This window comes from Phormidium sp. CCY1219 (assembly GCF_035615515.1).
Classification (GTDB): Bacteria; Cyanobacteriota; Cyanobacteriia; order Cyanobacteriales; family Laspinemataceae; genus CCY1219.
The window spans coordinates 82,791-109,738 of record NZ_JAJENT010000448.1 but is presented as its reverse complement, the minus strand read 5'-3'; the positions used below and the strand labels follow the sequence as shown (position 1 = coordinate 109,738).

At 51.7% G+C, this 26,948-nt stretch carries 11 protein-coding genes; 9 read left to right on the top strand and 2 right to left on the bottom strand.

Going from position 1 to position 26,948, the window contains the following annotated elements; genetic code table 11:
• Positions 1-79 precede the first annotated feature (79 nt).
• A complete protein-coding gene (locus LKK83_RS10885) occupies positions 80-355 on the top strand; it encodes an NAD-binding protein (RefSeq protein WP_324631123.1) in 276 nt (91 codons plus the stop codon).
• Between the two features lie 299 nt (positions 356-654).
• Positions 655-1,188, top strand: coding sequence for a cofactor assembly of complex C subunit B (locus tag LKK83_RS10880; protein WP_324631122.1), 534 nt, complete (start codon positions 655-657; stop codon positions 1,186-1,188).
• Between the two features lie 623 nt (positions 1,189-1,811).
• Here the strand turns inward: LKK83_RS10880 and LKK83_RS10875 are convergent.
• Positions 1,812-2,177 carry a DUF3155 domain-containing protein gene (locus LKK83_RS10875; RefSeq protein ID WP_324631121.1) on the bottom strand — a complete coding sequence of 122 codons (366 nt, stop codon included), beginning with the start codon at positions 2,175-2,177 and terminating at the stop codon, positions 1,812-1,814.
• 513 nt (positions 2,178-2,690) lie between these two features.
• Between LKK83_RS10875 and LKK83_RS10870 the strand changes: the two genes are divergently transcribed.
• The 7 genes from LKK83_RS10870 (at position 2,691) to LKK83_RS10840 (ending at position 24,004) form a co-directional block, all read left to right on the top strand.
• Positions 2,691-4,148, top strand: a complete 1,458-nt coding sequence (locus LKK83_RS10870; protein WP_324631120.1) for a GAF domain-containing sensor histidine kinase — start codon at positions 2,691-2,693, stop codon at positions 4,146-4,148.
• Positions 4,149-4,302: 154 nt separating this feature from the next.
• Positions 4,303-5,034, top strand: coding sequence for a hypothetical protein (locus LKK83_RS10865; RefSeq protein ID WP_324631119.1), 732 nt, complete (start codon positions 4,303-4,305; stop codon positions 5,032-5,034).
• Positions 5,035-5,963: 929 nt separating this feature from the next.
• A complete protein-coding gene (locus LKK83_RS10860; RefSeq protein ID WP_324631118.1) occupies positions 5,964-6,176 on the top strand; it encodes a hypothetical protein in 213 nt (70 codons plus the stop codon).
• A 1,305-nt stretch (positions 6,177-7,481) separates the two neighbouring features.
• Positions 7,482-10,535, top strand: a complete 3,054-nt coding sequence (locus LKK83_RS10855) for an AAA family ATPase (RefSeq protein WP_324631117.1) — start codon at positions 7,482-7,484, stop codon at positions 10,533-10,535.
• A gap of 372 nt (positions 10,536-10,907) precedes the next feature.
• Positions 10,908-14,714: a PAS domain S-box protein gene (locus LKK83_RS10850; protein WP_324631116.1), complete on the top strand. Its 3,807-nt coding sequence runs from the start codon at positions 10,908-10,910 to the stop codon at positions 14,712-14,714.
• A 188-nt stretch (positions 14,715-14,902) separates the two neighbouring features.
• On the top strand, positions 14,903-20,719 hold the full coding sequence (locus LKK83_RS10845; protein WP_324631115.1) for a PAS domain S-box protein: 5,817 nt from the start codon (positions 14,903-14,905) through the stop codon (positions 20,717-20,719).
• A gap of 558 nt (positions 20,720-21,277) precedes the next feature.
• A complete protein-coding gene (locus tag LKK83_RS10840) occupies positions 21,278-24,004 on the top strand; it encodes a GAF domain-containing protein (protein ID WP_324631114.1) in 2,727 nt (908 codons plus the stop codon).
• Between the two features lie 112 nt (positions 24,005-24,116).
• On the opposite strand, the gene LKK83_RS10835 is transcribed toward LKK83_RS10840, so the two are convergent.
• Positions 24,117-26,324 carry a dynamin family protein gene (locus LKK83_RS10835; protein ID WP_324631113.1) on the bottom strand — a complete coding sequence of 736 codons (2,208 nt, stop codon included), beginning with the start codon at positions 26,322-26,324 and terminating at the stop codon, positions 24,117-24,119.
• Positions 26,325-26,948 lie beyond the last annotated feature (624 nt).

Here is a 26,948-nt window from a genome sequence, read left to right as displayed (position 1 = left end):
GCCGGATGAGGTGAAAATCTCAAGTCCGGTTCTGAAGACGAGTAGTTCTGGTGACGGAATTGCTTAGTTTAACACTTTTATGGAAATTCTGCGCGACAGTGCGCTTTATGCGCCGACGTTTGATAAGAAGTTGTCGCGGATGAGCGATCGCAACTTCGACAATCCCAATTTTCCCACTAAGCACCTGCTCAAGGATACGGATTTATTTCTGGCAGAAGCGCGGGCGATCGGACTGGAAGTGGCGGGTCTGGAAGGGGTCAGAGAAATTATCAGTATGGCCATCGATCGCGCTTTGTCCGATGCGGATTACTCGGCGTTATTTAATGCGGTGAATCCTCCCACTGAGGAAAGCTGAGGGAGCAACCACTCTGCCCCGGGGTCAGGGTCGGGGGTTGGTTCGGACTGCAGCGCTCGGAGGTGGGGGATGTTGGATTGGCACTCCACCGCGCCGGATATCCCGGGCGCTTTGCCCGCCTGAGATTCCCCCAACCGGGGTGGCGATTAAAACCTTGCCCTCGGAAACACCGTGGCGGTAAGGTTGGCCGATATATTTCAAGTTGACAATAGTTTATAGCCAATGGTGGGGGAAGCGTCCTCGCCAGAAGTGGCTTTTTTTTGTAAACTTATGTAAAGTCAGGCTAAAAACTTTTAAGTATGAATACGCCGATTCTCTCCTCGACCTTTTTATTGACCTTGTTGCTGGCGGTGGGGTTGTTTTTCTTTATTCGGGCGTCGGTGAAAGACCGAACGGAACAACTTACCTTTGTGTCTGATTCTCCGGAAGATTCGATTTTGGAGGAACTGCAAACCTATTTCGATGGGCGATCGTACCGGGTGGCGACGGTGGATGCGGCAGATCGTCAAGTCACCTTTGAAGGATTCGTGCGTCCCAGTTGGTTTTTGGCGATTTTTTTGACCCTACTGGCGGCGGTGGGGATGCTGTGCCTTGGGTTGGTATTGTCTATGCTGCTGCCCCAGGGGGGGAATTTGTTTCTCGGGTTGATTGTTTTATCGCCCCTGGCGGGAGTGTTCTACTGGAAAAATGCCGGTCGAACCGAGCAGGTGCGGCTGAAAGTAGAAGCCAATCCCCAAAGCGAATCGAAGGAGTCGCAAAATTTAATTACGGTGACGGGTCATCGCGACGAACTGGCGGTCCTCAAGCAAAACCTGGGATTGCCTTCTGCCTGAGTCGGGGCGATCGCGAATCAGTTCGCCCCATTCAAACGAGAGGCGCTTGAATGGGGCGAACTTTATATTATAGCACGATCGTACCCAGCCAACCGATGTTTTTTCGGCATAGCTTCCCGATCGCCGCCCGCCAAGGGTAAGAGAGTACCCGTTGTCAGGGCAATTGCGGATTAAAATTCGACCCGGGTGCGATCGCTCCCCTTTTAGTGGTAAACTTGCCACTGCGGACAAATCGATTCGCGATCGGGTCATCGAAGCACGGAAACCCGAGCGCGCTTGCGGGACGACTATGCTCCCACACTGAACCTGGGGGAGTTTCGCCCCCACGGGATGTGGTTGCGATGGGGTTGCACCGAGGGTCGAGTCTGCAAAAGAGTTTCACCACCGCATCGCTGCGGCTTTGCGGAGGTTATCCCCCAAAACCGATGATTGGCGTGCGGTTTATTTGGAATTTTTGCATAGCGGTATTCACGGAATACGGTATTTACGGAATCCCGAAATTTGTGAAAATTGTGGATAAGCGATCGCCACCCAAATGCAGAGTCACCGCGCGATCGCACACCCTAGGGGTCGTCACCGCGCTCCCACTCCAGAAGGCGATCGATTATCTCACCCGGTTTCTTTCAACCGCTTCGGGTGGCACTTTCCAGAGCCACTGCCGGGGTTGGCTGTGGTTGCTGCTGTTGCTGCTTCTGTGCAGAGGGGTTTACTGGCTCAATGAACTTTAAACTGGGGAATAAGAAATGGTTCTCTTCCACATATTGAGCGCCAAATAGCCCTTTCTCTGCCCAAAAATATCGATCGGTGGTATGCTCGTTGCGCTTGACTAACAGCAAAGCGGGGGGGACAATGCCTTCTGCTTTGATGAAATTACGAGCCGCTGTCACTGGTTTATATTCACCACTTTCGATACTATATTGAGGCACTTGTTCGAGAATTCTTCGCCCTTCTTGGCGGCGACGACTCTTACGCTTACGTCTCCTTGCCAAAATCCTTACCTCCTATTTTAGCCGACGGGTGTAGTGATAGTTACAAAAGCCGAGGTAATTATATCGCCCTTGATAAAAAAAATCAATCCCCTTACAATCTGGCAATATAAAAGCTCCAATCCCTTGTCTATCAATGGAGCTGCGCCTTCGATCCTACCAGAAGGGGGGGGAAAGGGTGCCAGGTATTTACAAAAATAAAAATTTCTTTACAAAACTACATAATTAGTCGGTCAATTTTTGGGGAAGCGATCGCCCCTGGAAGCCACTCTAGAAGGCATTCGGAGGCGATCGGGGAGGGGAATTGCCTCGGGGATGGAAAAATAAAATAACTGGGAGCAGAAGAATTGAACGAGCCAGGTCACAGAAACGGCGATCGGCCTGTGGAGGTGTACAACTAGGGTAGATTTCTGCCAACATGTACTCAAGCGGACTCTGCCGATGCCCGGTGAGAGCCGCCTCTGCCATATCGGTGAATGCGGTTCATCGGCGAGAGCCGAGGGCCAATGAAGTTGCGTGAAAAGGAATTCCATCAACAGCATGTTCGTGCCTGCCAGTTCAGAATTTGTGGCACTGTGTAAATCGCAGATTGCCTTACTCACCCAAGGGCTAGGCTCTAGCTTGAGCGTAGTGTATTTAACAGAAGAACTGGTAGAGGGAAACGGAGCCAAGCTCATTCCGGTGGTCGCCTATCCGGAAACAGCCGTGGTTTGGGAAGACAATCTCGCCTTGCCCATCAGCCCGGAAACCAGTACGGAGGACCCCAAGGATTCCTCGGCAGAAGCAGACAACTCCGAGGCAGAGGAAAACCCCAGCCTCCAGAACGCGAGGGGCTTGCGTTCTGCTACCCCGACGATGCCCGTGAACGTGCCCCTGGTGGAATCTCTAGAAAGTTGGAACGAACAGAACCTGCCATTTGATGCAGATCCCGAAGAAAAGGGACTGGTGCGAAATCGACAAATGGTCTTACCCCTGATCCACGATGGGGTAGTGATGGGGCTGCTGGTCACCAGTCGCGAAGACCGCGCCTGGAACGAGGGGGAACGCAGCCAGATCGAGCGCATTGCCCACACGATCGCGATCGCCTGTTTGCTCGACCGCCGTCAAAGCTGGTTGGGAGAGCAACTGCGCGAACAGCAGCGCCAGGAAGCGGAACGACACGAATTGCTCGATAACCTGCTGCATCAACTCCGCAGTCCCCTAACCGCCTTACGCACCTTTGGCAAACTGCTGCTCAAGCGCTTGCTCGAACCGGATCCGAACCGTCAGTTTGCCACGAGCATTTTGCGCGAGAGCGATCGCGTGCAAGAACTACTGCAACAAATGAATGAAGCGATCTTCCTGGGGCGGGAAGAATCGATTCCGGATATGAACCGCGACGCCCCCTATCAACCCCCCAGACTGGAGCGGCGATCGCCCCAATTGCTGCTGCCGGCGTCGGGTCTGGAAACCTGCTCGGTTCCGGAGGTGTTAGAGCCGTTGCTGCTTTCCGCCCGGGCGATCGCCAGCGATCGCGGCTTGCAATTAGACGTGGAAATTCCCCCCTCGGTGCCGCCAGTGCGCGCCAACCCCCGCGCCCTGCGCGAAGTGTTGAGCAATCTGATTGACAATGGGTTGAAATATACGCCGGCTGGGGGTCGGATCGCGATTCATCTGGGACAACAGCGCCACCACCATGACCGAGCGCAACTGGCGATCGCCATCAGCGACACCGGACCGGGCATTCCCCCGGAAGATTTAGAGCATTTATTCCAGCGCTATTATCGCGGCGTCCAGGCCCAGGGCGATATCCCCGGCACCGGCTTGGGTTTGGCGATCGCCCGGGAACTCCTCCGGGATATGGACGGCGACATCGAGGTGTTTAGTCCCGCTAAACCGGAATTCCTCCCCACGGACTCCGCCACGACTCCCTCATCCTCCCCCGCCCCGGGCACCACGTTTATCGTCTGGTTGCCCATCGAAACCCACGCTTAACGGTTCTGGGGAATTATGGGTAGGGTGGGCAATGCCTACCCTCCAATTGCCCTGGAGTGCAATGACCCGCGAATTTGCACCAGTTGGCAGACGTTGGAAACTAGGAATTTATCATATTTCTGACCCAGTTAGATGTGAAGCTTTACGGATTTCAATGGTTTTTCTCCCTTTCGTCTTTGCGATCGCCTTGGCTTTGGTGCATATTTTTGCCGGCAAGCTCCTGTTTCTGGAAACGATTCCCCGCAGTCGGTGGTTGTCCCTTGCGGGGGGAGCATCGGTGGCGTATGTCTTTATTCATATTTTCCCGGAACTCAACCAAGGACAAGTCACTCTCGAACGGGTAGACAATGCGATCGTCAATTATTTAGAACACCACGTTTATCTCATGGCGTTACTCGGGTTTGGGATTTTTTACGGACTGGAACGAGTGGCGGCGGCATCGCGACAAGAAAAGCAAAAGCAGGGATCGGCAGATTCCACCACTGAGGAAGTGTTTTGGCTGCATATCAGTTCGTTTGCGGTTTATAATGCTCTGATTGGTTATCTGCTGCTGCACCGAGAAGAACCGGGGGTGTGGAGTTTATTGGTGTTTTTTGTGGCGATGGCACTGCATTTTCTGGTGAATGATTTTGGTTTGCGAGACCATCACAAGCACAGCTATCGGCGCATCGGACGCTGGGTGCTGGCGGCGGCGGTTTTAGTGGGTTGGGCAATTGGCAGGGCCACGGAAATTTCCGAACCGGCGATCGCGGTGCTGTTTGCCTTTTTAGCCGGTGGAATTATCCTCAACGTGTTGAAAGAAGAACTCCCGGAAGAACGGGAAAGTCGTTTCTGGGCATTTGCGGCGGGTGCTACTACCTACGCCGCATTGTTGTTGGTGATTTGAAAGGGTTTTCCTGGGGAAAATTCCCTCCCGAACTTGAGGCGAATGCCACCGGATGCCTTCTTGTGCCCGGGGTGACATCTGCGAGAAAATTCTACTCTCTGGGTAGGGAAAATCAGGCCAAGCGGGAAGAATTTCGGGAAGATGACCCGCGCGCAACAGCAGATTTCTGTTTGATTACTCGGTAGAAATGGCGAGAAACGGGTTTTGGCGCTGTTGTTTTTTTGGAAAAAAGGAAGGGGCTAAGGTTTGGGTGGCGGAGCTAAAAAATTGGGGAATTGACAAGGAAAAGTCAGGAGTAGAGAACAGTGGGGGTTGGGAAAATTACGAATTAACAATTACCGGGGTTGGAGTGGGAAAGGGATTCTGGGCGATCGCCGGAACCTGCAAGCAACAGGGCGATAAAATTGGTTGTAAAATTTTTTTTCGGCACTCAAATGGTGCCTGGGGAGATTTATGCCTCCGATTTTGCAGAAATTTGCGCTAAATCAGCCTTGAGATAGATGCGAAGTTGCTAAGACAAACGAATTTAAGAGGGGAAGGTGAAGGGAGAAGATTTTCTAAAAAACCGGAAAGGTATGCTGGGCCAGTGTTTCAGAGAAAAAAGAAAAATTCCTTGGGGAAAATGGAAGTTGGAGCTATGATGTAGTTTGTTCTATCTATAGAGGTATGTCCTTCGGGTTTAGGTGCCGGGGATGGGAAAATTTTGTCCCGAATCCGAGCGGAATTTGAGGGGTGGATGGGTTCAAAGGGTTTTCACTCAGCTCGTTTGAAGCTAAGCACCCTCTCCCGGGAGAGCGAGCGAACTGTCACGAAATCTCTATATAGAGATGGTGAAGGAATTGGTATTCAATGCTACATTAGAAACACGGTCAATCAATGTAGCCGAGAATACTTTTTACCAATGAATGAATGAATGAGGAGGTCCTGTTTTGCTACCTATCTACATAATTCCCTTGGCAATTGCACTAGGTGCATTTTCGATTTACAGACATGCATCGGAAGAAACGGTGGGCGTCATGGCGATGACGATCGCGAGTATTTTGGTAATTGTCGGTTTAATCCTGGCACCTTGGCAACTTCAGTTTGTGGGCGTTTTAGCCCTGGTTATGGATAGATTCGATTTGTTAAACGCAAGAGGATAAAGATGGCGATCGTCCAACAGCGGACATTGATGTGGAAAGACCATAGGCGCGTAGAGGCTAAACGACCTTTCGCCCTATTGGCCTTGGCGCTTCGAGAGTTTCAGGTAGCAGGCGCTTTCATATCGGGGTGTGCCTATACGATGTGGCAATGACGCGAACTGATGCGCGTTTCTCGTGGGAGAAATCGGGAGATGCCACGGTGCGAAAAAAGATTGAGGTCGGTTAGGAACTTTTACCCAGAATCATTATTATTTGCGAGAGGCAAACGGTAGAACGAGATTGCCAAAACCTCGGGATTGTCGATGCAGAGGTGGCGATCGCGTATTTTTTGTTGCCGGAAATTATTTTTAAGGAGAGATAGACCCTGCTTCTATGTCGGGCGAGGAGAAAAGTTGTTGCTGTTTGTATAAAACTTTCAGCTTGCCACCAGCCTGACAAGTTTCTGCTTGTGTATTGTGCGGTAACGCTACACTCAATACGCCCTGACCTCACCGGATAACCTGGGCGATACCTTTTATCGGTTGGATTTTTATATCTTAAGAAGGAACCGCAACTCATCCATTGTTATATTACAACCATTGTTATCAAACCACCCACGAGGCCGTTCCACCCCCTATAGATACCTGACGTGCTACGTATATACCTTTTATCGACATCGTTTTTTATCTAACAATTATATAAACGTCGAGCTGTCGTAGTCCAACGAGTCTTATGTGCGAAAACGCGAGGGTTCCGTGTCAGATTCAGAGTATCGCTGGGGAGATTTTCACTCTGTCATCGGGGTGACGGGATGGTTGGAAAGAATTCAGTTGCCGATCGACCGCCAACCAACTATATTTGTGGGGGACGAAGGAAATTTTATACTAATAGCTTCGGTAAAAGTAAGTGGTCGTTGGCTAACTTAGTAAGAGGGCATGGGGTGCAAATCTGGCGATCGCGAGTCAAAAATCCCGTGCGATCGCCACGCGATCGCACGATAGTCGGGGGTATTTCTCTGTGTAGCGGCTTGTTGCACTGGGGTTTAGACGGTTTTCCAGCCAGCCCAGTGAGAGGAAGAAAAGAAACCGAGGGGGAAATGACTGCACGGGTGAGGGGTTGTTCCAGAGACTTGGGAGGGGAGACAAGCGGAAAGGAGAGACCGAGAAGCGCGCCCGCAATTGTAAAGAATTGTAAAATTTAACAAAAAAAGCTAGAATCATCTAAAAAAATGACCCACAATGAGAAGTTGATTCACTAATCAAGGCAAACAATGCTGAACCAGCAGAACAAAACCCAGGGTTAAATTTTAAGCGGCAATTTATTAATATGATACCCCTGCAACTGACTCTCCAAAACTTTCTCAGCTATCGCCAAGCGACCCTAGACTTCCAGGGATTGCACACGGCGTGCATTTGCGGGCCAAATGGAGCGGGTAAATCCTCCTTACTCGAAGCGATCGCCTGGTCGATTTGGGGCAATAGTCGAGCCGGAACCGAAGACAATATCATCCACACCGGCGAAAAAGAAGTCCGGGTAGATTTTATCTTCCAGACCAACCAACAAACCTACCGAGTGATTAGATCGCGGCAAAGAGGGCACTCCTCCACCCTAGAATTCCAAATTGCCACCGAGCCAATCAATCCAGAAACCACCTTAGAACAGCTTCAATTTCGCCCCCTCACCGAACGGGGATTGCGAGCCACCCAAGAAAAAATTATCAAACAGATTAAACTCGACTACGAAACCTTTGTCAACTCCTCCTATTTGCGACAAGGGAGAGCCGATGAATTCATGCTCAAGCGACCTTCTGAGCGCAAACAAGTCTTAGCCACCGTGCTGCGACTGGATGCCTTTGAAGAACTCGCCGATCGCGCCAAAGAGCGATCGCGCGAAGCCAAAGGGCAAGTGCAACTGCTCGAACAGAGCGTCGCCGCCACCCAAGAGCAACTGCAACAAGAACAACAACTCGAGCGGCAACTCGAAGGCGTAGAAACCCAACTCAAAGACCAACAAGAACAGACCCATCGCCAGCGAAAAGAGCTGCAAGAACTGCAAGATAGACAGCTCGTGCGGCAAAACTGGCAGCAACAAATTGCAGCAAACCAGTTGCGAGAAAAACAACTGCGCGGCGAGAGCGATCGCGTCAAACAAGACGTTCGCAACACTCAGCGGCGCTACCAAGAACTGGAAGCCTTATTAAAACAAGAGCCAGAAATTAAAGCCGGGTACGAAGAATTTTCCCGACTACAAGCTCACGAAGAAAGCCTTGCCGGCAAATTCCAAGCTTACCAAGAGGCGCAGCAACAGCGGCAAAACCTGCAAGAAAACTTCCGGCAATATTTATCCACCACAGAAGCCAAACGCGCGGCGATCGCCGCCCAATACGACGCCCTGTTACAACAGGAACGGGAGTTGAGCGAAACCCTCGCCCAAGGGGCGGACATAGAAGCCGGCATGGTAAAATTGCAGCAAGCGCGGGTGCGCCTTGCCGATATAGAGGAATTGGAGAGCCGAGCCACCCCGTTAATCCAGCGCCAGCAAACCCTACAGAGCCAACTCGATCGCACTCGCGCCCGCCTGAGTGCGCGCTTAGAAGAAATTGCCGGTCAGATGCACCGCCTGCAGGTCGAGCAACAAAATAGCTACGCCCTAGAGGAAGCCCTCACCCAACTCGCCATCGATCTAGACGAACTGGAGAAAAAGCGCGTTTATCAACAGCGAGTGCGGGAAAAAGGACTAGAGCGCCGTAATTTCATGGAGCGACTGAAAGCGCATCAGCGAGATTACGAAGGGCAGTTAGGACAGATCGACCAAAAAATCCAGATGTTGCAGGTACCCGATGCCATTTGTCCCCTGTGCGATCGCCCGTTGGGAGAACATGATTGGGATGTGGTGCTGCACAAACATCAAACCCAACAGCAGGATATCATCAATCAGATGTGGGTAGTGCGCGAGCAACTAGCAACCAGCGATCGCGAAATTTCCATTTTGCGGGAAGAATATCGACAATTAGAGGCACAATTAAAGCCGTATAATAGCCTTAGAGAGCGGCGGGGACAACTGCAAGCCCAGATAGAGGCCACCTTTGCTGCCCGAGAGCGCCTGGAACAACTGGCGTGGGAGAAAGAGGAATTAGAGCGATCGCTGCATACAGGCGCATATGGCGGGGAATTATACGCCGAACTGCAAGCGGTGACGCGCAGTTTAGAAGACCTCAACTATAACGAGCGAGATCGTGCCTTAGCGCTCAACGAAGAAAAGCGCTGGCGCTGGGCGGAAATCAAACAAGGACAATTGCAGCAAGCGCAGCGACAAATGGAGCAACTGCAACAGCGCAAGCCCAAATTAGAAGGGCAAATTGCCGAATTAGAAATCCAATTAGAGCGTGCCCGCACCGACTCGGAATTGCAGCGAGAACTCGAACAGCTCGATCGCCACATGGAGGAGATCGGCTACGATGGGCGGGAACATCAAGAGACCCGCGTCGCCCTGAGAAAGGCACAGGTGTGGTGGGGGCGGATGGAAGCCTTGCGACAAGCGCAGCAGCAATTTCCGCAAGAGCAGCAACGCCTAGAGGAACTCGAGAGCCGATTGCAGGAACGGGAGAAGGAGCGCCAAACCCTGAGCGAACAGCGAGAGAACTTGGATTGCCAGCTTCAGGAAATCCCCGATGCGGGCGATCGCATCGCACAGTTAGAACAGAGTCTCGAACGACTGCAATCGTCGCGGGAGGGGCTGCTCTCCACCCAGGGAAGGCTACAACAGCAGCAACAGCATTTTGCCCGCGTGAAAGCCCAGCACGAGCAAAAGCGGCGTCAGCTCGAAACCGCCCGTCGCAACGTGAGAGTTTATGGGGAACTTGCCACCGCCTTTGGGAAAAATGGCATTCAAGCGCTAACGATTGAAAACGTGCTGCCCCAATTGGAAGCCGAAACCAATCAGATTTTGGCGCGTTTGAGTTTGAATCAATTGCACGTTCAGTTTATTACGCAACGGGCAAGCCGCACGCGCAGCAAGAAGAAATCCAGCAAGCCGATCGATACGTTAGATATTTTAATTGCCGATGCTCGGGGGACGCGCCCTTACGAAACCTATTCGGGAGGGGAAGCGTTTAGGATTAATTTTGCGATTCGGTTAGCATTGGCGAGATTGTTAGCACATCGTGCGGGAACGGCTTTGCAGATGTTGATTGTGGATGAGGGATTTGGCACTCAGGATCGGGAAGGATGCGATCGCTTAGTGGCGGCGATTAACGCGATCGCCCCTGAATTTGCCTGTATCCTCACTGTCACCCATATGCCACAATTTAAAGAAGCATTTCAAGCACGCATTGAAGTGTGCAAAACTCCCAACGGCTCTCAATTGAGTTTGTCGATTTAAGTGCAACGATCGCGCCTTTGCGCGGGCCATCGGCGATCGGGAAGGGAGTGGGTCGAAGTCCCTCCCTTCGATCGCCAGGAGTGATGGTTGCAAAATGGCAGCGGATACCCTTGACAATTTGGGGAAAATATGGTATGAAAACAGCACCGGGAAAAAAGCGATCGCCGCTTCACCATCCCGCGCCGATTGAGAAGCCATCCCAGAGACGGGCAACAAATCGGCTGCAATCGTCTTGGAACAAGCCCCCCGAGTGTTTTCAACCGTTAATTTAGCTTTCCCAGACAGCGCCGAGGGGCATACTATTGAGGAACAAGAATACATTTGTCCCAACCCCACAGGGGGTTACGTCGCCGCTTATCGTAGTTCCTCCCTATGAGTGTTTTGCATCTGCCCTTTCTTTTACCCTCGGTTGCGCCAGAGTTGCTCCACCCAGAATTGACCCTGCTGGTGGTGGGGATGGTTCTGGGTGCCACATGCACGTTGATGAGCCTGCTGCTGGCGAAACGCGCCCGTCTCGCCTGGGGAAAACGCCCCCCTGGGGACGCCCCGGAAAAACAGTTAGCCTTTCTGCAAACTGCGATCGATGCCATTCCCGTGCCCATATTTTACAAAAACACCGCCGGCATCTATCTGGGGTGCAATCGCGCCTTTGCCAGTAATTTGGGTTTAACCCCCGAACAGATTGTGGGAAAATCGGTGTACGATCTCGCTCCCGAGTCCTTAGCCGAGAGCTACGATCGCGCCGATCGCGAGTTATGGGAACGCGGCGGGGTGCAGATTTACGAAAATTCCGTGAGATATGCCGATGGAACCTTGCATGAGGTCTTGTTCCACAAAGCCACATTTTACCATACCGACGGCACCCTAGGCGGATTAGTGGGAACCACCCTCGACATTACCGAACTCAAGCGGACCGAAGCGGCGTTGCGCGAGAGCGAAGAACGATTTCGCTGCTTGTCTGAGGCGACAGAGGAAGGGATTGTCATTCACGACAATGGTATCATCCTGGATATCAACCCTGCCTTTGCAAAGTTAGTCGGCGCAGAGGCGTCAGCGATTATTGGCACCTGCGTACTGGATTACATCGTACCCGAGGATCGCCCGCTAGTGGGCGAGAACATCGCCGCTGAAAACGAGAAACCCTATGAAGTGAGGGGGTTGCGCGTCGATGGTGCAACCCTACCTATTGAAATCCACGGGAAAGAGATTCCCTACAAAGGAAAAACCCTCCGCGTGGCGGCGGTGAGAAACCTCAGCGATCGCAAAGCCGGAGAAATGGCACTGCGCGCCAGCGAGAAACGCTTCCGCACCATCTTTGAAGGAGCGGCGATCGGGATTGGGTTAGCCAGCTTAGAGGAACGAGTATTTGCCAGCAATCGCGCCCTAGAGCAGATGCTCGGATATAGCCGCGATCGCTTAGCCACGATGAGCCTGAGCGAATTCACCCATCCCGAGGATGTAGAATTTGCCCGACAATGCTATCGCGATCTGATTGCGGGAAAGCGCGACAGCTATCAAATCGAGAAACGCTATATCTGTCAAACGGGTAACATCATGTGGGCGCGATCGAGCGTTTCTCTCGTGAGAGACGACGGAGGCGAACCGCACTTTACCATCGTGATGGTGGAAGATATCACCGAAAGCAAGCGCACCGAAGAAGCATTGCGCGAGAGCGAGCGGCGATTTCATGCCATCGTCGAATCCATACCCCTGTCGGTCCTGATTACCCGGCGCGCAGACGCCTGTGTGGTCTATGCCAATCACCACGCCAGCCCCACCTTTGGGTTAGAACACGAAGCCTTAATCGATCGCCCGATGCCCGATTTTTGCTTAGCCCGCAGCGATCGCGAACAATTATATAACGAACTGTTTCGCCAGGGTCATTTGTACAACTACGAATTGCCCTTTCAAAAACGTGATGGCACTTGGTTCTGGGTAGTATTGTCCGCCGTCTTGTTGGAATTTGACCGAGAGGAAGCGATTTTATGGACATTTTACGATATCACCTATCGCGTGCGAGTGGAAGCCATGCTACAGGAGCGATCGCGTCAGAATCAGCTCAGTGCCAAAGTCGGAATAGCCCTCTCTCAAGGGGGAAAGACTTCCCAAATTCTGCACAATTGCACCTCTGCCATTCTCACGCACTTAAACGCCAGCTTTGTCGGAATCTGGACGTTAAATCCGCAAAACCAACTGTTAGAATTAAAATCTGCCGCCGGGGAACAGCCGTCCACCCAGGAATTTGGCGATCGCATCCCCAACGGATTTTCCCTCGTGGGCACCATCGCCCAAACCGGGGTTCCATATATTAGCAAACCCCCGTCCGACGATCGCAATTCCCCGCAAGACCGCTTCGCCCATGAAGCATTTCAGAGGGATGTTACCTCCTGGTCAGACAACCCACCCAAGGAGCCTGGGCCGGGAGAGTCGGGGTGGGAAACTCCGGCCCGGAACCCTTCGCCCTCGCCATCCGGCTCAGAAGCTACCGCCCTGGGCGGATATCCGTTAATTGTAGAAGACCGAACCATCGGCGTGATGGTGATTTTGGGGTCGCAATCCTTCAGCGAGGATATGAATAACCTGTTGCGATGGGTCGCCAATAGTATCGGCGTAGCGATCGAGCGCATCAAAGTGCGAGATGCCCTGCTGTCGCGTCGGGAATCGTTACTATTTCGCCTTGCCAGTCAGATTCGCAATTCATTAGAACTGAGCGATATTTTACAAACTGCGGTAGATGAGATTAAAAGTTTATTGCGCGTCGATCGCTGTTATTTTTTGTGGTGCATGTCCGAGGGCGATCGCTCGCACATCAGCGTCACCCACGAATCCAACAGCGAGAACCTGTGCAGTTCCATCGGGGAATATACCGAACCCGCCCTCGCCTGGGCGATCGAAAAGATCCGCGATCGCGAAATTATTCGCATCGACAACATCGCCGAGTTGGACTCTCCCCTACAAGGGTTTCTCGCCGAACTCGGAATCGTCTCGCAACTGATTTTGCCCATAGAAACCCGCGCCAGTCAGTTTGGGGCGGTGGTATGCGGGCATTGTCAGCCCCGCACCTGGAGCGATAGCGAAGTAGAACTGCTGCGCCCGATGGCCGTTCAATTAGCCATCGCGATCGACCAAGCAGAACTTTACGCCGAAGCTTGCGCCTCAGCATTGAGCGCGCAAACCCAAGCCACCCAACTGGAAGAAGCCTTGCGGAACCTGCAGCGCACCCAAGAACAACTGATGCAAACCGAAAAAATGTCCAGCCTCGGTCAATTAGTGGCCGGCATCGCCCACGAAATTAACAATCCCGTCACCTTTATTACCGGGAATCTCCTGCACGTTCGCAACTATGCTTTAGACTTGCTAGAATTGATTGCCTTCTATCAAGAAGAATATCCCCAGGCGAGCGATGGCTTGCGCGCCAAAGAAGAAGAGATAGATTTTAATTTTCTGCATGAAGATTTGCCGAGATTGTTATCCTCCATGAAAAGCGGAGCCGATCGCATCCACAAAATCGTCTTGTCCCTGCGGAGTTTTTCCCGTCTGGATGAAGCGGAGATGAAATGGGTGGATATTCACGAAGGGTTGGAAAGTACCTTGTTGATTTTACAGCATCGACTCAACGGCATAGAGAATGGGTTTAAAATAGAAGTGGTCAAAGCCTATGGGAATCTTCCCCTCGTCGAATGTTATCCCGGTCAGCTCAACCAAGTGTTTATGAATTTACTCACCAATGCGATCGATGCGTTGGAACGGCGCGATCGCAGCCAAACCCCGCCCCGCATCACCCTTCGCACCGAAGTCGGAACCCCAGGGGCGGAATCGGCGCGGGAAAGCGGGGAATTGCAAACCGAGAATGAAGCAATGATGGCACAAGCTTGTGCTGCGCCATCCACGGTAGATTCCCCCCCGGACATGGGGAATGCCCAACAGTTCGTGACGATTAAGATTGCCGATACCGGGCCGGGAATGACCCCCGAGGTGAAAGCGCGATTGTTCGACCCTTTCTTTACCACAAAACCAGTAGGGGCGGGGACGGGTTTGGGAATGTCGATTAGCTATCAAATTATCGTCAAGCAGCATCGCGGTCATCTCCAGTGTATCTCCGAAGTGGGTCGAGGAACGGAAATGGCAATCGTGATTCCGGTGCGACAAACCCCGTCAGAACGACCGATTAAAAATTAAGAATTAAGCGGGTTTGAGGGGAACGGCATTGTCCGTTTAAAATCGGCATGTCAACCCAACATTCTCTAGCTGAAGCGAAGGGGATGAAAGATTCTCGGAACTTCTTTAGTATTGGAGAAGGCAGTGGCCGTCAAATCATTCACGTCTAACATACAAAACTAGCGGTATTTGCAGGAGTCCAGTAAAAAATGAGTCAGATTGATGCTTGGGTGAGTGGTCTCTACGATCTGCGCCTCGTTGCGCTTTCCATCGCAGTGGCTGCATTTGCCTCCTATGTGGCGATCGCCGCCGATCGCCCAGATGCCGATCGCAGTTCCCACCGATCCCCCCCCGCCTGGATCCTCATCAGTGCCGCCGCCATCGGAGTTGGCATGTGGATCGTCCACGGAATCGCCTTTCTGGCATTTCAGACCCCGCCCCTGGCGACCCCCTCCCTTGACTATGAAATTTGGCCGATAATTCTATCTCTGGTGGTGGCGGTTGCGCTTAGCGGGATCGGGTTGTCCGAACAGCCCGCACAGACCCCGGGTTCCCTGTCTTCGGTGAAAAGTGGATTGTTTTTTGCCTTTGCGATCGCCTTATCGCAATTTTTCCTTCTCCTCGCGAGACAACTGCCCGCCCAGCAAACCCTTAATCTGCCGTTGGTGCTCCTGTCTCTCGCCTTAGCCTGTGGATTATCCGGGTTGGGGTTAACCACTTTTACCCCGGGAAATCGCCGGCAACATTGGAGTAGCGCCTTATTTTTAGCCACCGCGATCGCCGGTAGCCACTATACCAGCCAAGCCGCCATCCATACCGCCGTTTTCCCCCCCTCGGAAACCGGACTAGGACCCGATGCCTTTCCATCTTTTTCCGTCAGTTTAGACACCGCCTGGGCGATTGATGGCTCTTACATCATTATTGCCCTGGTCCTCAGCGCGATCGCCTTAATTGCCCTATCCCTGATGCCCAAATCCGTTCCCGAGGGCACAGACAATCCCCCCCATTCCCGTCCTATCTCCTCAACCTCGGTAGAGGCGCAAAATCTTGCTGCCCTACCTCACCCGCGCCGCGAACCCATTTCTCATTCTCGTCCCTTCGCGGCGGACAATTTGCCGATTCACCTGCATGAAAGTCACCGATTTTTTGCTGCCCTAGACAACTTGCCCGGAGGAATTATCGTCAGCGATCGCGCCGGAGGTATTTTACATATTAGCCTCCAGGTTTTTCACCTGTTCGATATCGAGGTAAATTCTCAAGATATACTGCCCAAAAATCTCGATGATTTCGCTCATATTGTGGCCAACAAAATTGCGGACAAAGAAAATTTTGTTTCTCGAAATCAAGAGATAACGACACAAGGCAAAAGAGTGCTGGAAGACCGATTAGATTTAACAAATGGAACGATTATAGACCGAGATTTTATACCTTTAAATTTGGCAAAACGCCACGGTGCATATTTGTGGATTTATCGGGATGTAACCGAACAAAAAAAGGTAGAAGAGGGGCTACAAAGAGCCGCTTTTTCCATCGCCCATGCCAGCGATGCAGTGTTTTGGGTCGAAGTGAATGGCGAGCTAGTGGATGTGAACGATTCCGCCTGTCAATTGCTTTTATATTCCCGGGAAGAACTGCTGAGTTTAAAAATCCAAGACATCGATGCCAACTTTTCCCGTCGGGAATGGTCGAATACCTGGAACAGCCTGAAAAAACGGGGATATTTTACCGAGGAATCCACCCATCGCCGAGCCAACGGGGAATTGTTGCCCGTAGAAGTGACCTGTAATTTTTTAGAATTTAACGGGCAAGAGTATGTGTGTATTTTTGCGCGGGATATCACCGAGCGACTCACGGCGCAAGCCTCATTGCGCGAGAGCGAAGAACGATTTCGGCAGATGGCGGAAACCATCGATGAAGTGTTTTGGATGACCGATCCGCACAAGAATCAGATGGTGTATATCAGTCCGGCGTATGAGAAAATCTGGGGTCGGAACTGCGCGAGTTTGTATGAAAATCCTCTATCTTTTGTGGAAGCCATCCATCCGGACGATCGCGATCGCATCATGGCCGCCTTTGCCAAACAGATTCGCGGCGAATATAACGAAGAATATCGAATTGTTCGACCCGATGGAGCGGTTCGCATCATTTGGGATCGCGCCTTTCCGATTAAAAATGCCAGTGGAGAAATCTATCGCATCGCCGGGATTGCCGAAGATATCACCCATCGCAAAGCGGCGGAAGCGTCATTGCGCGACAGCGAAGAACGGTTCCGGCAAATTGCCGAAAACGTGCGGGAAGTGTTCTTTACCATTGCCCCAGATGCCAGTGAAATGATTTATATCAGTCCGGCTTACGAAGAAGTGTGGGGGCGGAGCCGGGAGAGCCTGTATAAACACCCCCAATCGTGGATCGAGACCATTCATGCCGACGATCGCCAGCGAGTGGTGGCGGAATTTCAAAGACTGCTGCAAGAACAAGGCAAATTTAGCGAAGAATATAGAATCGTCAGACCCGATGGCTCGATTCGCTGGATTTGGGCGCGCGCCTTTCCGATTTTCAACGAAGCCGGGGAAGTGTATCGCATGGTTGGAATTGCCGAAGATATCAGCGATCGCAAATTCGCCGAAGAAGAATTGCGGCAAAAAACCTCAGAACTGCAAGCCATTTTTGAAGCCTTCCCCGACTTATTCTTCCGCCTAGATGCCGAAGGAAACATCCTGGATTATCGAGCCGGCACCACCTCAGATCTGTACGTGACCCCCGATGAATTCATCGGCCAAAAAGTGCAAAACGTGCTGCCAAAAAGCATCACCCCATCCCTAGACGCCGCGATCGCCCGCACCCTTGCCACCATGAAGTCCCAAAGTGTGGAATATGCCCTACCAATGGACGAAGGCAATCGCTTTTTTGAAGCGCGCGTATTACCCTTTACCAGCGACCCAGACCCTTCCGTATTGGCGATCGTCCGCAACATCACCGAACGCAAGCGGTCCGAAGCCGCCTTGCGCGACAGCGAAATGCGCTATCGCGCCATCATCGAAGACCAAACCGAACTGATCTGTCGTTTCCGTCCCGATGGCACCCTCACCTTCGTCAACGATGCCTACTGTCGTTATTTCCACAAAACCCATTCCGAACTCATCGGTCACAACTTCATGCCGATGATTCCCGACGCCGATATGCATGTGATTCGCGAAAATATGGGCAAAATTTCCCCAGAGCATCCCGTAGTTCATTACGAGCATCGGGTGATTCTAGAGGCCGATCGCATCCACTGGCAACAGTGGAGCGATCGCGGCATCTTTAACGAAAACGGCCAATTAGTCGAAATTCAAGCCGTAGGTCGAGACATCAGCGATCGCAAACAAGCCGAACAAGCGATCGAAAAAGAACGCCGACAACTGCGCCAAATCATTACCAACGCCCCAGTAGCAATGGCCATGTTCGACAAAAACATGCGCTACATGGCTTACTCCCAAAAATGGCTCGCCGACTACGGCTTAGAAAATCGCTCCATTCTCGGTGTGAGCCACTATGAAATCTTCCCCGACATTCCCGCACGATGGAAAACCATCCACCAACAAGCCCTAAAAGGAGAAATCATCTCCAACCCGGAAGATGTCTTCGAGCGCGAAGATGGCTCCCGCTTCTACCTGCGCTGGGCGATTCACCCCTGGCACACCCTCGATGGCGAAGTCGGCGGAATCGTCATGGTCACCGATCGCATCGACCAACTGGTAGAAGCCCGCGAAGGCGCACTCGAAGCCTCCCGACTCAAATCTCAATTCCTCGCCAACATGAGTCACGAAATCCGCACCCCCATGAACGGCGTGCTCGGCATGGTAGGATTGCTAGCCAAAACCAACCTCAGCGGCGAACAGCGCGACTTCGTGCAAACCATCCAAATCAGCGCCGAAAATCTGCTCACCATTATCAACGATATCCTCGACTTCTCCAAACTCGAAGCCGGGGAAATGCAACTCGAAACCGTCGAATTCGATCTGAATCGCTGCTTGGAAGATGTGGCGGACTTGTTAGCCCCACCGGCCCATCAAAAAGGACTCGAACTGTGCTACTCCCTCTATCCCGAAGTTCCGCGACAACTGCGCGGCGATACGGGTCGCCTGCGACAAGTGCTGATGAATTTAATCGGCAATTCGATTAAATTTACCTCCACCGGAGAAGTGGTGGTGCAAGCGTCGTTGCACTCCCAAACCCGCAGTAGCGCCACGATTCGATTTGCGGTGCGAGATACCGGCATCGGCATCGCCGCGCAAGACCAGCACAAGCTGTTCGAGTCATTTTCCCAAGTGGATGCCTCCAGCACCCGGGAATATGGGGGCACCGGCTTGGGATTGGCGATTTGCAAACAATTGGTGGAGTTAATGGGCGGCGAAATCGGCGTGGAAAGCGAACAGGGGGTGGGTTCTACGTTCTGGTTTACCGCCACCTTTGCCAAACTGGAAACCGACGCCGACTATCCGGGTGCCTCTTCCCCCACCCTGACCCTCAAGGACTCTTCCTCCGAGAAATATTCCCTTTCCGGTTTGCGGCTGTTGGTGGTAGATGATAACGAAACCAATCGGCAAATCGTTCGCTATCAGGCGAGTGCATGGGACATGCAGGTGGATGAAGCGAGCAGTGCGGTGTTAGCATTGAGCGCGTTGCGTTCGGCGGTGGCCCTGGGTCGTCCTTACGATTTGGCTATCTTGGACATGCAAATGCCGCAGATGGATGGGGCGATGCTGGCGCGGCAAATTCTCAAGGAACCTTCGTTAAAGCAAACCGCTTTGGTGATGATGACTTCGGTGTGTCATGGAGAAGATGCGGCGAAGTTACAAGAATTGGGTTTGGCGGCATATTTGGTCAAGCCGGTGAAGGAGTCGAAGCTGCAGGAGTGTTTGCGACGGGCGATCGCGGCCCGCTCTTCCCTGCGCTTGGGTTCGGTGTCTGCCAAAACGCCCTCTCCCACACCGTCTCCTTCTACTCCAGACTCGCCTAAACCTAAATCGGTGAAAATTCTGGTGGTGGAAGATAATGTTATCAATCAAAAGGTGGTGCTCAATCAGCTTAAACGGTTGGGCTATTCTGCGGATGCGGTGGCGAACGGTCAAGAAGCCTTGGAGATGCTGGCGCAAATTCACTACGATATTGTATTTATGGATTGTCAAATGCCGATCCTGGATGGGTATCAGGCGACGGGGGAAATTCGCCGTCGGGAAGGCGATCGCCAGCATACGGTGGTGATTGCTATGACGGCTCATGCCATGAAGGGCGATCGGGAAAAATGTCTGGCGGCGGGAATGGATGATTATCTCAGCAAACCGGTGGATTTATCCGACCTCGGCTCTACGATCGAGCGCTGGACCGCTCGCCGCTGTTCTCAGGTGGGAGCGGAAAATCAAGATATGATGGTACAAACTCCAACCTCTTTGGCTCAGGACTCGTCTGCTGCAACCGCCCCGAACCTACATTCCCCAAACTTGGTGGACGTGAAAGCATCTGAAGCGCTACCGGGGCAAACGACCATGAATTTTAACTCTAGTCCTGCCCCTGTGGCTCCTTCACCCACGGAAGAACCCCCTGGATCTGCTGCTGCACCTTGGCCCGCGATCGCGGGCCAAAGTGGAGACGCGAGCGATCGCGTCTCTACCACCGAGCACACCGACAATCAGGCTAGCACTACCAATCTGGAGATTGCTGTGAATTTCGATCGCTTGCACGAAATATCTGGTGGAGATACTGAATTCGAACGCGATATCCTCGAAGCGTTTGTTGAGGATGCCCGCGACAATATCGATCGGCTCAAGTTGGCTCTGGCATCAAATGATTGTACCGCTTTTGAAAATGAATCTCATCAGCTCAAAGGTGCCAGTTCTAATGTGGGCGTGACTTCTATTCAAGATCTCGCCACTACCCTCAATCGTCAGGCTAAAGCTGAAAATCTCTCAAATGCCGCCGAGGGTGTGGAAAAATTATCCCAAATGCTCGAAGAGGTTGAGGTTTATATTACCCACAATCTCTAACAGCGCCATCCTATTTCTGTGGCCGAAAACTCCTTTGACCACAGACCCCTACCTCCGCCCAGACTCTCCCCTGTGACCTCTGGGCGGATGGTTCTATTTTACGAGCTATTTCACGAATTTAATGCCCCTCATCCGGGTTGGATTTGCCCGCCCTCGGGATTGGGGATTGACGAGACCAACCCGGTTTTGTTAGGATATCTTGATTTTCGGTTTCGATCCCAAAGATTTGATTAACAAATGTCAAAAATTCATCTCCCTGTTGTACCCTAGAAATGTAGCCCAGAATACATTTTTACCGGAAAACCTATCTTAAATTAAAACAAGCGGGACGGCATACCTTTGCCATCTTACGGCTTAATTTTTATAAATTTTTTTTTTGACTCGATAAATTAACTGAATAACACGCACAAAATCCCCGAAACCGGGGTTGGGAAAAGCCATTCCGCCCAGAAAATAGCCCAAGCTGCCCACCAGGAAAATTTGGGGTGATGAGTCGTTATGTTCGAGAATTTTTTCCTCTTTCCTCGCGTAAGTCCAACCGTATCCCTGAGAAGTCCGTTGCAACCCACTCCCATCGAAGACCCTCAAAAGCGCAGCGCCTTGTTGCGAAAAGTCATCGACCAAATTTGGCATTCTTTGGATCTCAAAGCAATCCTGCAAAGCGCCGTGGATGAAATTGCGGCAATGCTCGACCTCGATGCCTGTAGTTTTTTATGGTATTTTGAGCGATCGCAACGGGTGCAAGTGGTATGCGATTGCCACTGCAAGTCGGGAGTCGCCGCCGGTGGCGGGATCGGCAAACTCTCGGAAATAGGCAATTACTCCTTAGATGTCTTTGGTTCCGCCGCCAGCGCGATCGCTCAGGGACGCATGATGGTCAGCACCGGACCGATATCCCAACCCGGTGCCTTTGGCGCAATGACCCGCATCATCGCCAACTGTCCCCTCGCCCGTCCGCCAGAACCGTTATTGGGCGAACCCAACGCGGACCGTGCCTCATGGAATTCTACCCGGGGGGACATCTCGCAGAGGGAACCACAAGAGCGCATCGCCAATCTATTAGTGCCGGTAAAAGGATCGCAAGGATGGTTGGGATTCGTCGCTTGTTTCTCACAAGAACCTCGCCCCTGGACCGCTGCAGAAATCGAATTCGTTCAGTTAATCGCCCAACAATTAGAAATCGCCATCCGGCAAGCGCAAATGTACGAACAAATCCACCAACAAGCCCAGCGAGAGCGGTTAGTCAATCAAATTGCCAGCCAAACCCGTCAAAGTTTTAACTTGGAAGTGATTTTAAACCAAGCGATCGGCCAACTGTTAGAAGCTTTAGCGGTCGATCGCTGTTTGGTGCATCTGGTAGAAGACCAAGAACCGACGGAGAAGGACTCGCCCAAGCACTCGGAAACCTGTTTTTGGGACATCGCTAATGATGTGGCGTTCCGGCGATCGCACTTGTTTGAAGTCTGCCGAGCGCCATTTTCACCCTCCCTCGAGGACTTCGACACTCACGGCCCGATTACCCAATGGACGATCGCTCATCGAACACTGGTGGCGATCGCTGATGTCAGCCAAGACCGCCGCATCGGCAGCCAAAACGAAGAATACCAAAAAGCGCAAATCAAATCCTCCCTGGTGGTGCCGGTGCAGGCAAACGGCAAATTGCATGCCCTACTCTATATCAATCAGTGTTCTCACACAAGGTACTGGACGAAACACGACCGCGAATTGGCGCAAGCCGTGGCAGACCAACTAGCCATCTCCATCCAGCAAGCTTGTCTGTACGCCCAAACTCGCGCCTCGATGGAGCGAGAATCCCTCTTGCGCTTCATTAGCGAACAGATTCGCCGCACCCTGGATTTGCAAACTATCCTGCAAACTATCGCCCGGGAAGTCCGCCAACTGCTCGACACCGATCGCGTGGCGATTTATCAGTTTAGGGACCTTGAAACCGGACAAGTGGTGGTGGAAGAAAATCTCCCGGGTATCTCCCGGATGAAAGCACTGTGCCAAGAACGCTGCTTTGATGGAAATTGTCGCGCCTACGCCCGGGAATACCAACACAACCTCGGGGTGCGCGCCATCGAAGATATCGATCGCGCGCCGGCGGTGGATGCCGCCAAGCACGCTTGTTGGAAACGGCTCAACGTGCGATCGAGTCTGATCGTCCCCCTGCACAGTTGTTCAAATCAATTATGGGGACTGCTGATCGTTCATCAGTGCGATCGCCCCCGCCGATGGCGCTCCTCGGAAATCGATTTGCTCGAACAACTCGCCGAACAACTCGCGATCGCCATCCATCAAGCCGAACTCTACGAACAAGCCCGCACCGCCGCCCAAGTCGCCGAAACCAAAGCCCAAGAATTACAACAAGCCTTACACCAACTCCAACAAACCCAAACTCAGCTCATTCAAAGCGAAAAAATGTCCAGTTTGGGCCAACTCGTCGCCGGCGTCGCCCATGAAATCAACAACCCGGTGAACTTTATTTACGGCAATCTTTCTCACGTGGACGGTTACACCCAAGATTTGCTCGACTTAATCGAACTGTACCAAAAACACTATCCCGAACCCCACGTAGAAATCCAAGAGCATGCGGAAAATATCGAACTCGACTTTTTGCGCGAGGATATGCCTTGCATTTTAAACTCCATGAAAATTGGAGCCGATCGCATCCGCGAAATCGTTCTGTCTCTGCGGAATTTCTCGCGCTTGGATCAAGCCGAAATGAAATTGGCTGACATTCACGAAGGCATCGACAGCACGTTATTAATCTTGCAAAATCGTCTCAAAGCAAAACCCGGTCATCCATCAATCCAACTGGTCAAAGACTATGCCTCGTTACCAAAAGTCGAATGCTATCCGGGCCAGCTCAATCAGGTTTTGATGAATATTTTAGGGAATGCGATCGATGCCCTCGAGAACTCTCCCCATCAGCCCGCTACAGCACAAGAAAACGCCTCTCCCCAAATTACCATCCGCACCGAATGGCTCACTGGCGATCGCACCCCTGACCGAGTGGCAATTATTATCTCCGATAATGGTCCGGGGATGACGGAAGACGTCAAAATGCGTCTGTTCGATCCATTTTTTACCACCAAAGCGGTGGGCAAAGGCACCGGGTTGGGACTGTCGATTAGCTATAAAATTGTGGTGGAAAAACACAAAGGCGCGATCGCTTGCTTCTCCGAACCCGGAAACGGAGCCGAGTTTCGCATCGAAATTCCCCTCCGACAATCCTTGGCTTCTTCCAATCCCACACCACAACTCATGGCGGTGAATTCCTAACCCCTTCCCCCACCTCGGGGGAAACTCTATCTCCCTACCCACCCTCCCCCATCGTGCGGGACAGGAGAAATGAGAAACCGCCACTATTTCTCATTTCCCCATTCTTACCCCTTCACTGTTTCTCCCCCAATGCGATAAGCTGCTCGAAGACAGTTTGCAGGCTATTTTTCACTCGGATTTCCCAATATCCCTTGGCTTTAGCCCGAATGCGTTCCACTTCTCGATTGATGGCAAATTCGCAGATATCGAAAATGTCTTTTACCGAGACCGAGTAGTGAGGCGTATTGGCTTGATTGAAGGGCAACCATCCCAACACATTACCCGATCGCTGACCATCAGCGGTTTCTTCTAATACCAAATTTTCCGCGATCGAAGGCTGCAAATCCTCAATATTGTCCGGGTCAAATTTGAGTTTGGGTTGGGCGATCGCTTGCGGTAAATGAGCCGCCACCCACCCCTGATAGGGTTCGCCTAAAATCCCCATCGCTTGTTGCAGCGTTTCTACTAAACTTCCCTGCTTGTCCGCGATATCGGTTTGAATGGCTTGGTATTTCATATCCAGAGCCTTCACCAGTTCGGGTTTGACAGAATTATAAGCGCGATCGGCTTGCTCTTGGGCGTTTTCTAGCTTAGCAAACTGCAAGTATCCGGTAGACTTAAATTCTAGCTGTGATTCGAGCCACTGCAACCCCCCTTGCGTCCGATCGGTTTGTCCGCCGTTGATTTTTTGCACCAACCCCACCCGGAATTTTTTCACCGGGGAAGCTTGGCGATATTCTTCTTGGTAAAAATACCGTTCTAGAGATAGTCGCAAATTCCGTTTGAGGCTGACTAAATCTTGGTTGATTTCAATCAACAGTCGGGGTTTGAGTTCTTCCTCTACTTGTTTGGCTAGTTTTCGCCACAGTTCGACGAGATAAAGATACTCCGCCAATCGTCTGATTTGCACCTTCAACTCTTCGGCGGATTTCCCGACTGCAGTTTCTTGTAAATCTGTATCGTTGCAGAGGGTTAAAATCTGGCTCTTGCTGAGATTTAAAGCCGATTTAATACAGCGAGGTGCCGCCCGTTCGATGAGCAGGTCGATCGCACTTTCTAGGAAGGGTGCAAAGCCCGATCGTTGCCAAAGTCGCTGGGCTTTTTTCTGCAACTGAGCCAAGGTGGCATCTTCCAGGTCTTCTTCCCAGTCTATGCCAAATACTTCTTGCGCTAGCGATCGCGCGGTTTTTAGCTGGGCAATTTCTACCCCCGGTTTTTCCTGCAACTCCTGGAGAAATTGCGCCGCTACAAAGGCTTGTCTGGCGGAAATTTCAAACAGGCGATCGCGATCGGCTTTTTCCCCCAATCCAAATTCCGCCGCCACAAACTGCCGCAGTTCTTCTGAGGTCATATCTTCTTCCCGGCGCTGGTCTATTTTATTGACCAAGACCAATAAATTCTCTTTTCCTCTCAGTTGGATGACCTTTTGTACCTCTTGTTTGATGTCTTCTGCAGCTTGGGTTTTCAGTTGCGTAAAATCCAGTACCACCGCCACCATCGAACTTTTTCGCAGTTGTTCCAACACTACGGAGGCTAATTGCGGTTCGCCGGCTTCATTAACCCCGGGCGTATCCACAATCACTAGGTTGCCCCGCATTTCTGGAGTTTCGCTTTTTGGTAATCCCCAAAATGGGGTAAAAATACGCGGAAGTTCGGTTAAAAATTTCAGGGGATCGGCTTCGGGGGCGATAATTTTGCTCAACCGCACGATCGCATTGCAATCGTTTAGGGTTTGGCAAACCGCTTCGCAACCGGAGACTTGCGCCGCAAGGGAAAAGTGCGATCGCTGTGCCATAGTTTCTAGTTCTTCCCCGAAATGGGCAGACTCCGCCATTTGTTGGCGCACTTTCTCGATTCCGAGTTCTGTGATTTGCGCTTGCAATGCGCTAAAGCTTTTCTCGAAAATGGAGATCGGTTGCGGGGTAAATCTCAAAATGGGCTGTTTTAATTGGGCGTTGAAAATAACTTCAAGGGGTAAATTCGTCATCTCGGCATTGCGCCGGGGAACCAAGGGCTGACCGATGAGCGCATTGACGATGGTTGATTTCCCTGCTTTCATCGGGGCAGCGATCGCCATTTTTAGCTTCAGTTGTTCTACATTGCGAATGGCATGGTGAATTTCCTGCTGAAATTGCAGGTATTTTTCTCCGTCTTTTTTACCCCGATTTGACTGGGCAATACCCATCAATTTTTCGATTTTTTCTAACAGCCCAATCGTCTCGGTTTGTAAAATTTTCAGATGATTGGTCAGAGGGTCAAAACTCACTCGATTGTTGTTCATTTCGTTATGCCTGTTGGTTTATCGGTGCAGTTGAGTCCGATTTTGGCTTTTTTCTGTCCGGAGTCTACATGCTGCTACATTTTTATTGGACTTTCCGGATTTATTAGTTTTTCTAGAACATGCAGGGGCTTGGCAGTGGCGCTGTTTTTTGAAAAATCGCTTTTCCCTGTAGGGTTTGAAGACCTCCGTGAGTTCGGTCAATTTTCATTTAGGCGTTGACGGACAGAGGCTTGGCAGGCAGTATTTTTTTAGTATAGCCTGGAATTCTTTTTCGGACAAGTCTGGCGATCGCCGTTTTAAGAATCCTTAACAATTGGCCTGAGTTGTCGATCGCGCGCCTTTAGCAGGGTTGCGATCGCGGGCGAGAAAAAGGCTCGCGATTTGCTGCAAACGGCTGCCTCGGTGGGGAAAAATAGTTAGGAAGGCGACAATACCCTTTCGTTCTTTTTTTGTTATTTCCATTACCAAGCCGGCAGGGAAGGAGGGGAATTTTCTTGTCTGGAGTGGGGAAGGCGTTTTGCCAGATGTGGGAGTTGTTTCGGGTTTATACTATATGAAAACCGGAGACGAACGGTTGCCCGTCTCCAGGGAAAGGAGTTATGGGATGTGCTATCTCAGAGAAAC

Excerpts from the sequence above, each read along its gene's own strand:
- LKK83_RS10885 (WP_324631123.1), top strand. The coding sequence starts at position 80 with ATGGAAATTCTGCGCGACAGTGCGCTTTATGCGCCGACGTTTGATAAG.
- LKK83_RS10880 (WP_324631122.1), top strand. The coding sequence starts at position 655 with ATGAATACGCCGATTCTCTCCTCGACCTTTTTATTGACCTTGTTGCTG.
- LKK83_RS10865 (WP_324631119.1), top strand. The coding sequence starts at position 4,303 with ATGGTTTTTCTCCCTTTCGTCTTTGCGATCGCCTTGGCTTTGGTGCAT.
- LKK83_RS10835 (WP_324631113.1), bottom strand. The coding sequence starts at position 26,324 with ATGAACAACAATCGAGTGAGTTTTGACCCTCTGACCAATCATCTGAAA.
- LKK83_RS10855 (WP_324631117.1), top strand. The coding sequence starts at position 7,482 with ATGATACCCCTGCAACTGACTCTCCAAAACTTTCTCAGCTATCGCCAA.
- LKK83_RS10845 (WP_324631115.1), top strand. The coding sequence starts at position 14,903 with ATGAGTCAGATTGATGCTTGGGTGAGTGGTCTCTACGATCTGCGCCTC.
- LKK83_RS10850 (WP_324631116.1), top strand. The coding sequence starts at position 10,908 with ATGAGTGTTTTGCATCTGCCCTTTCTTTTACCCTCGGTTGCGCCAGAG.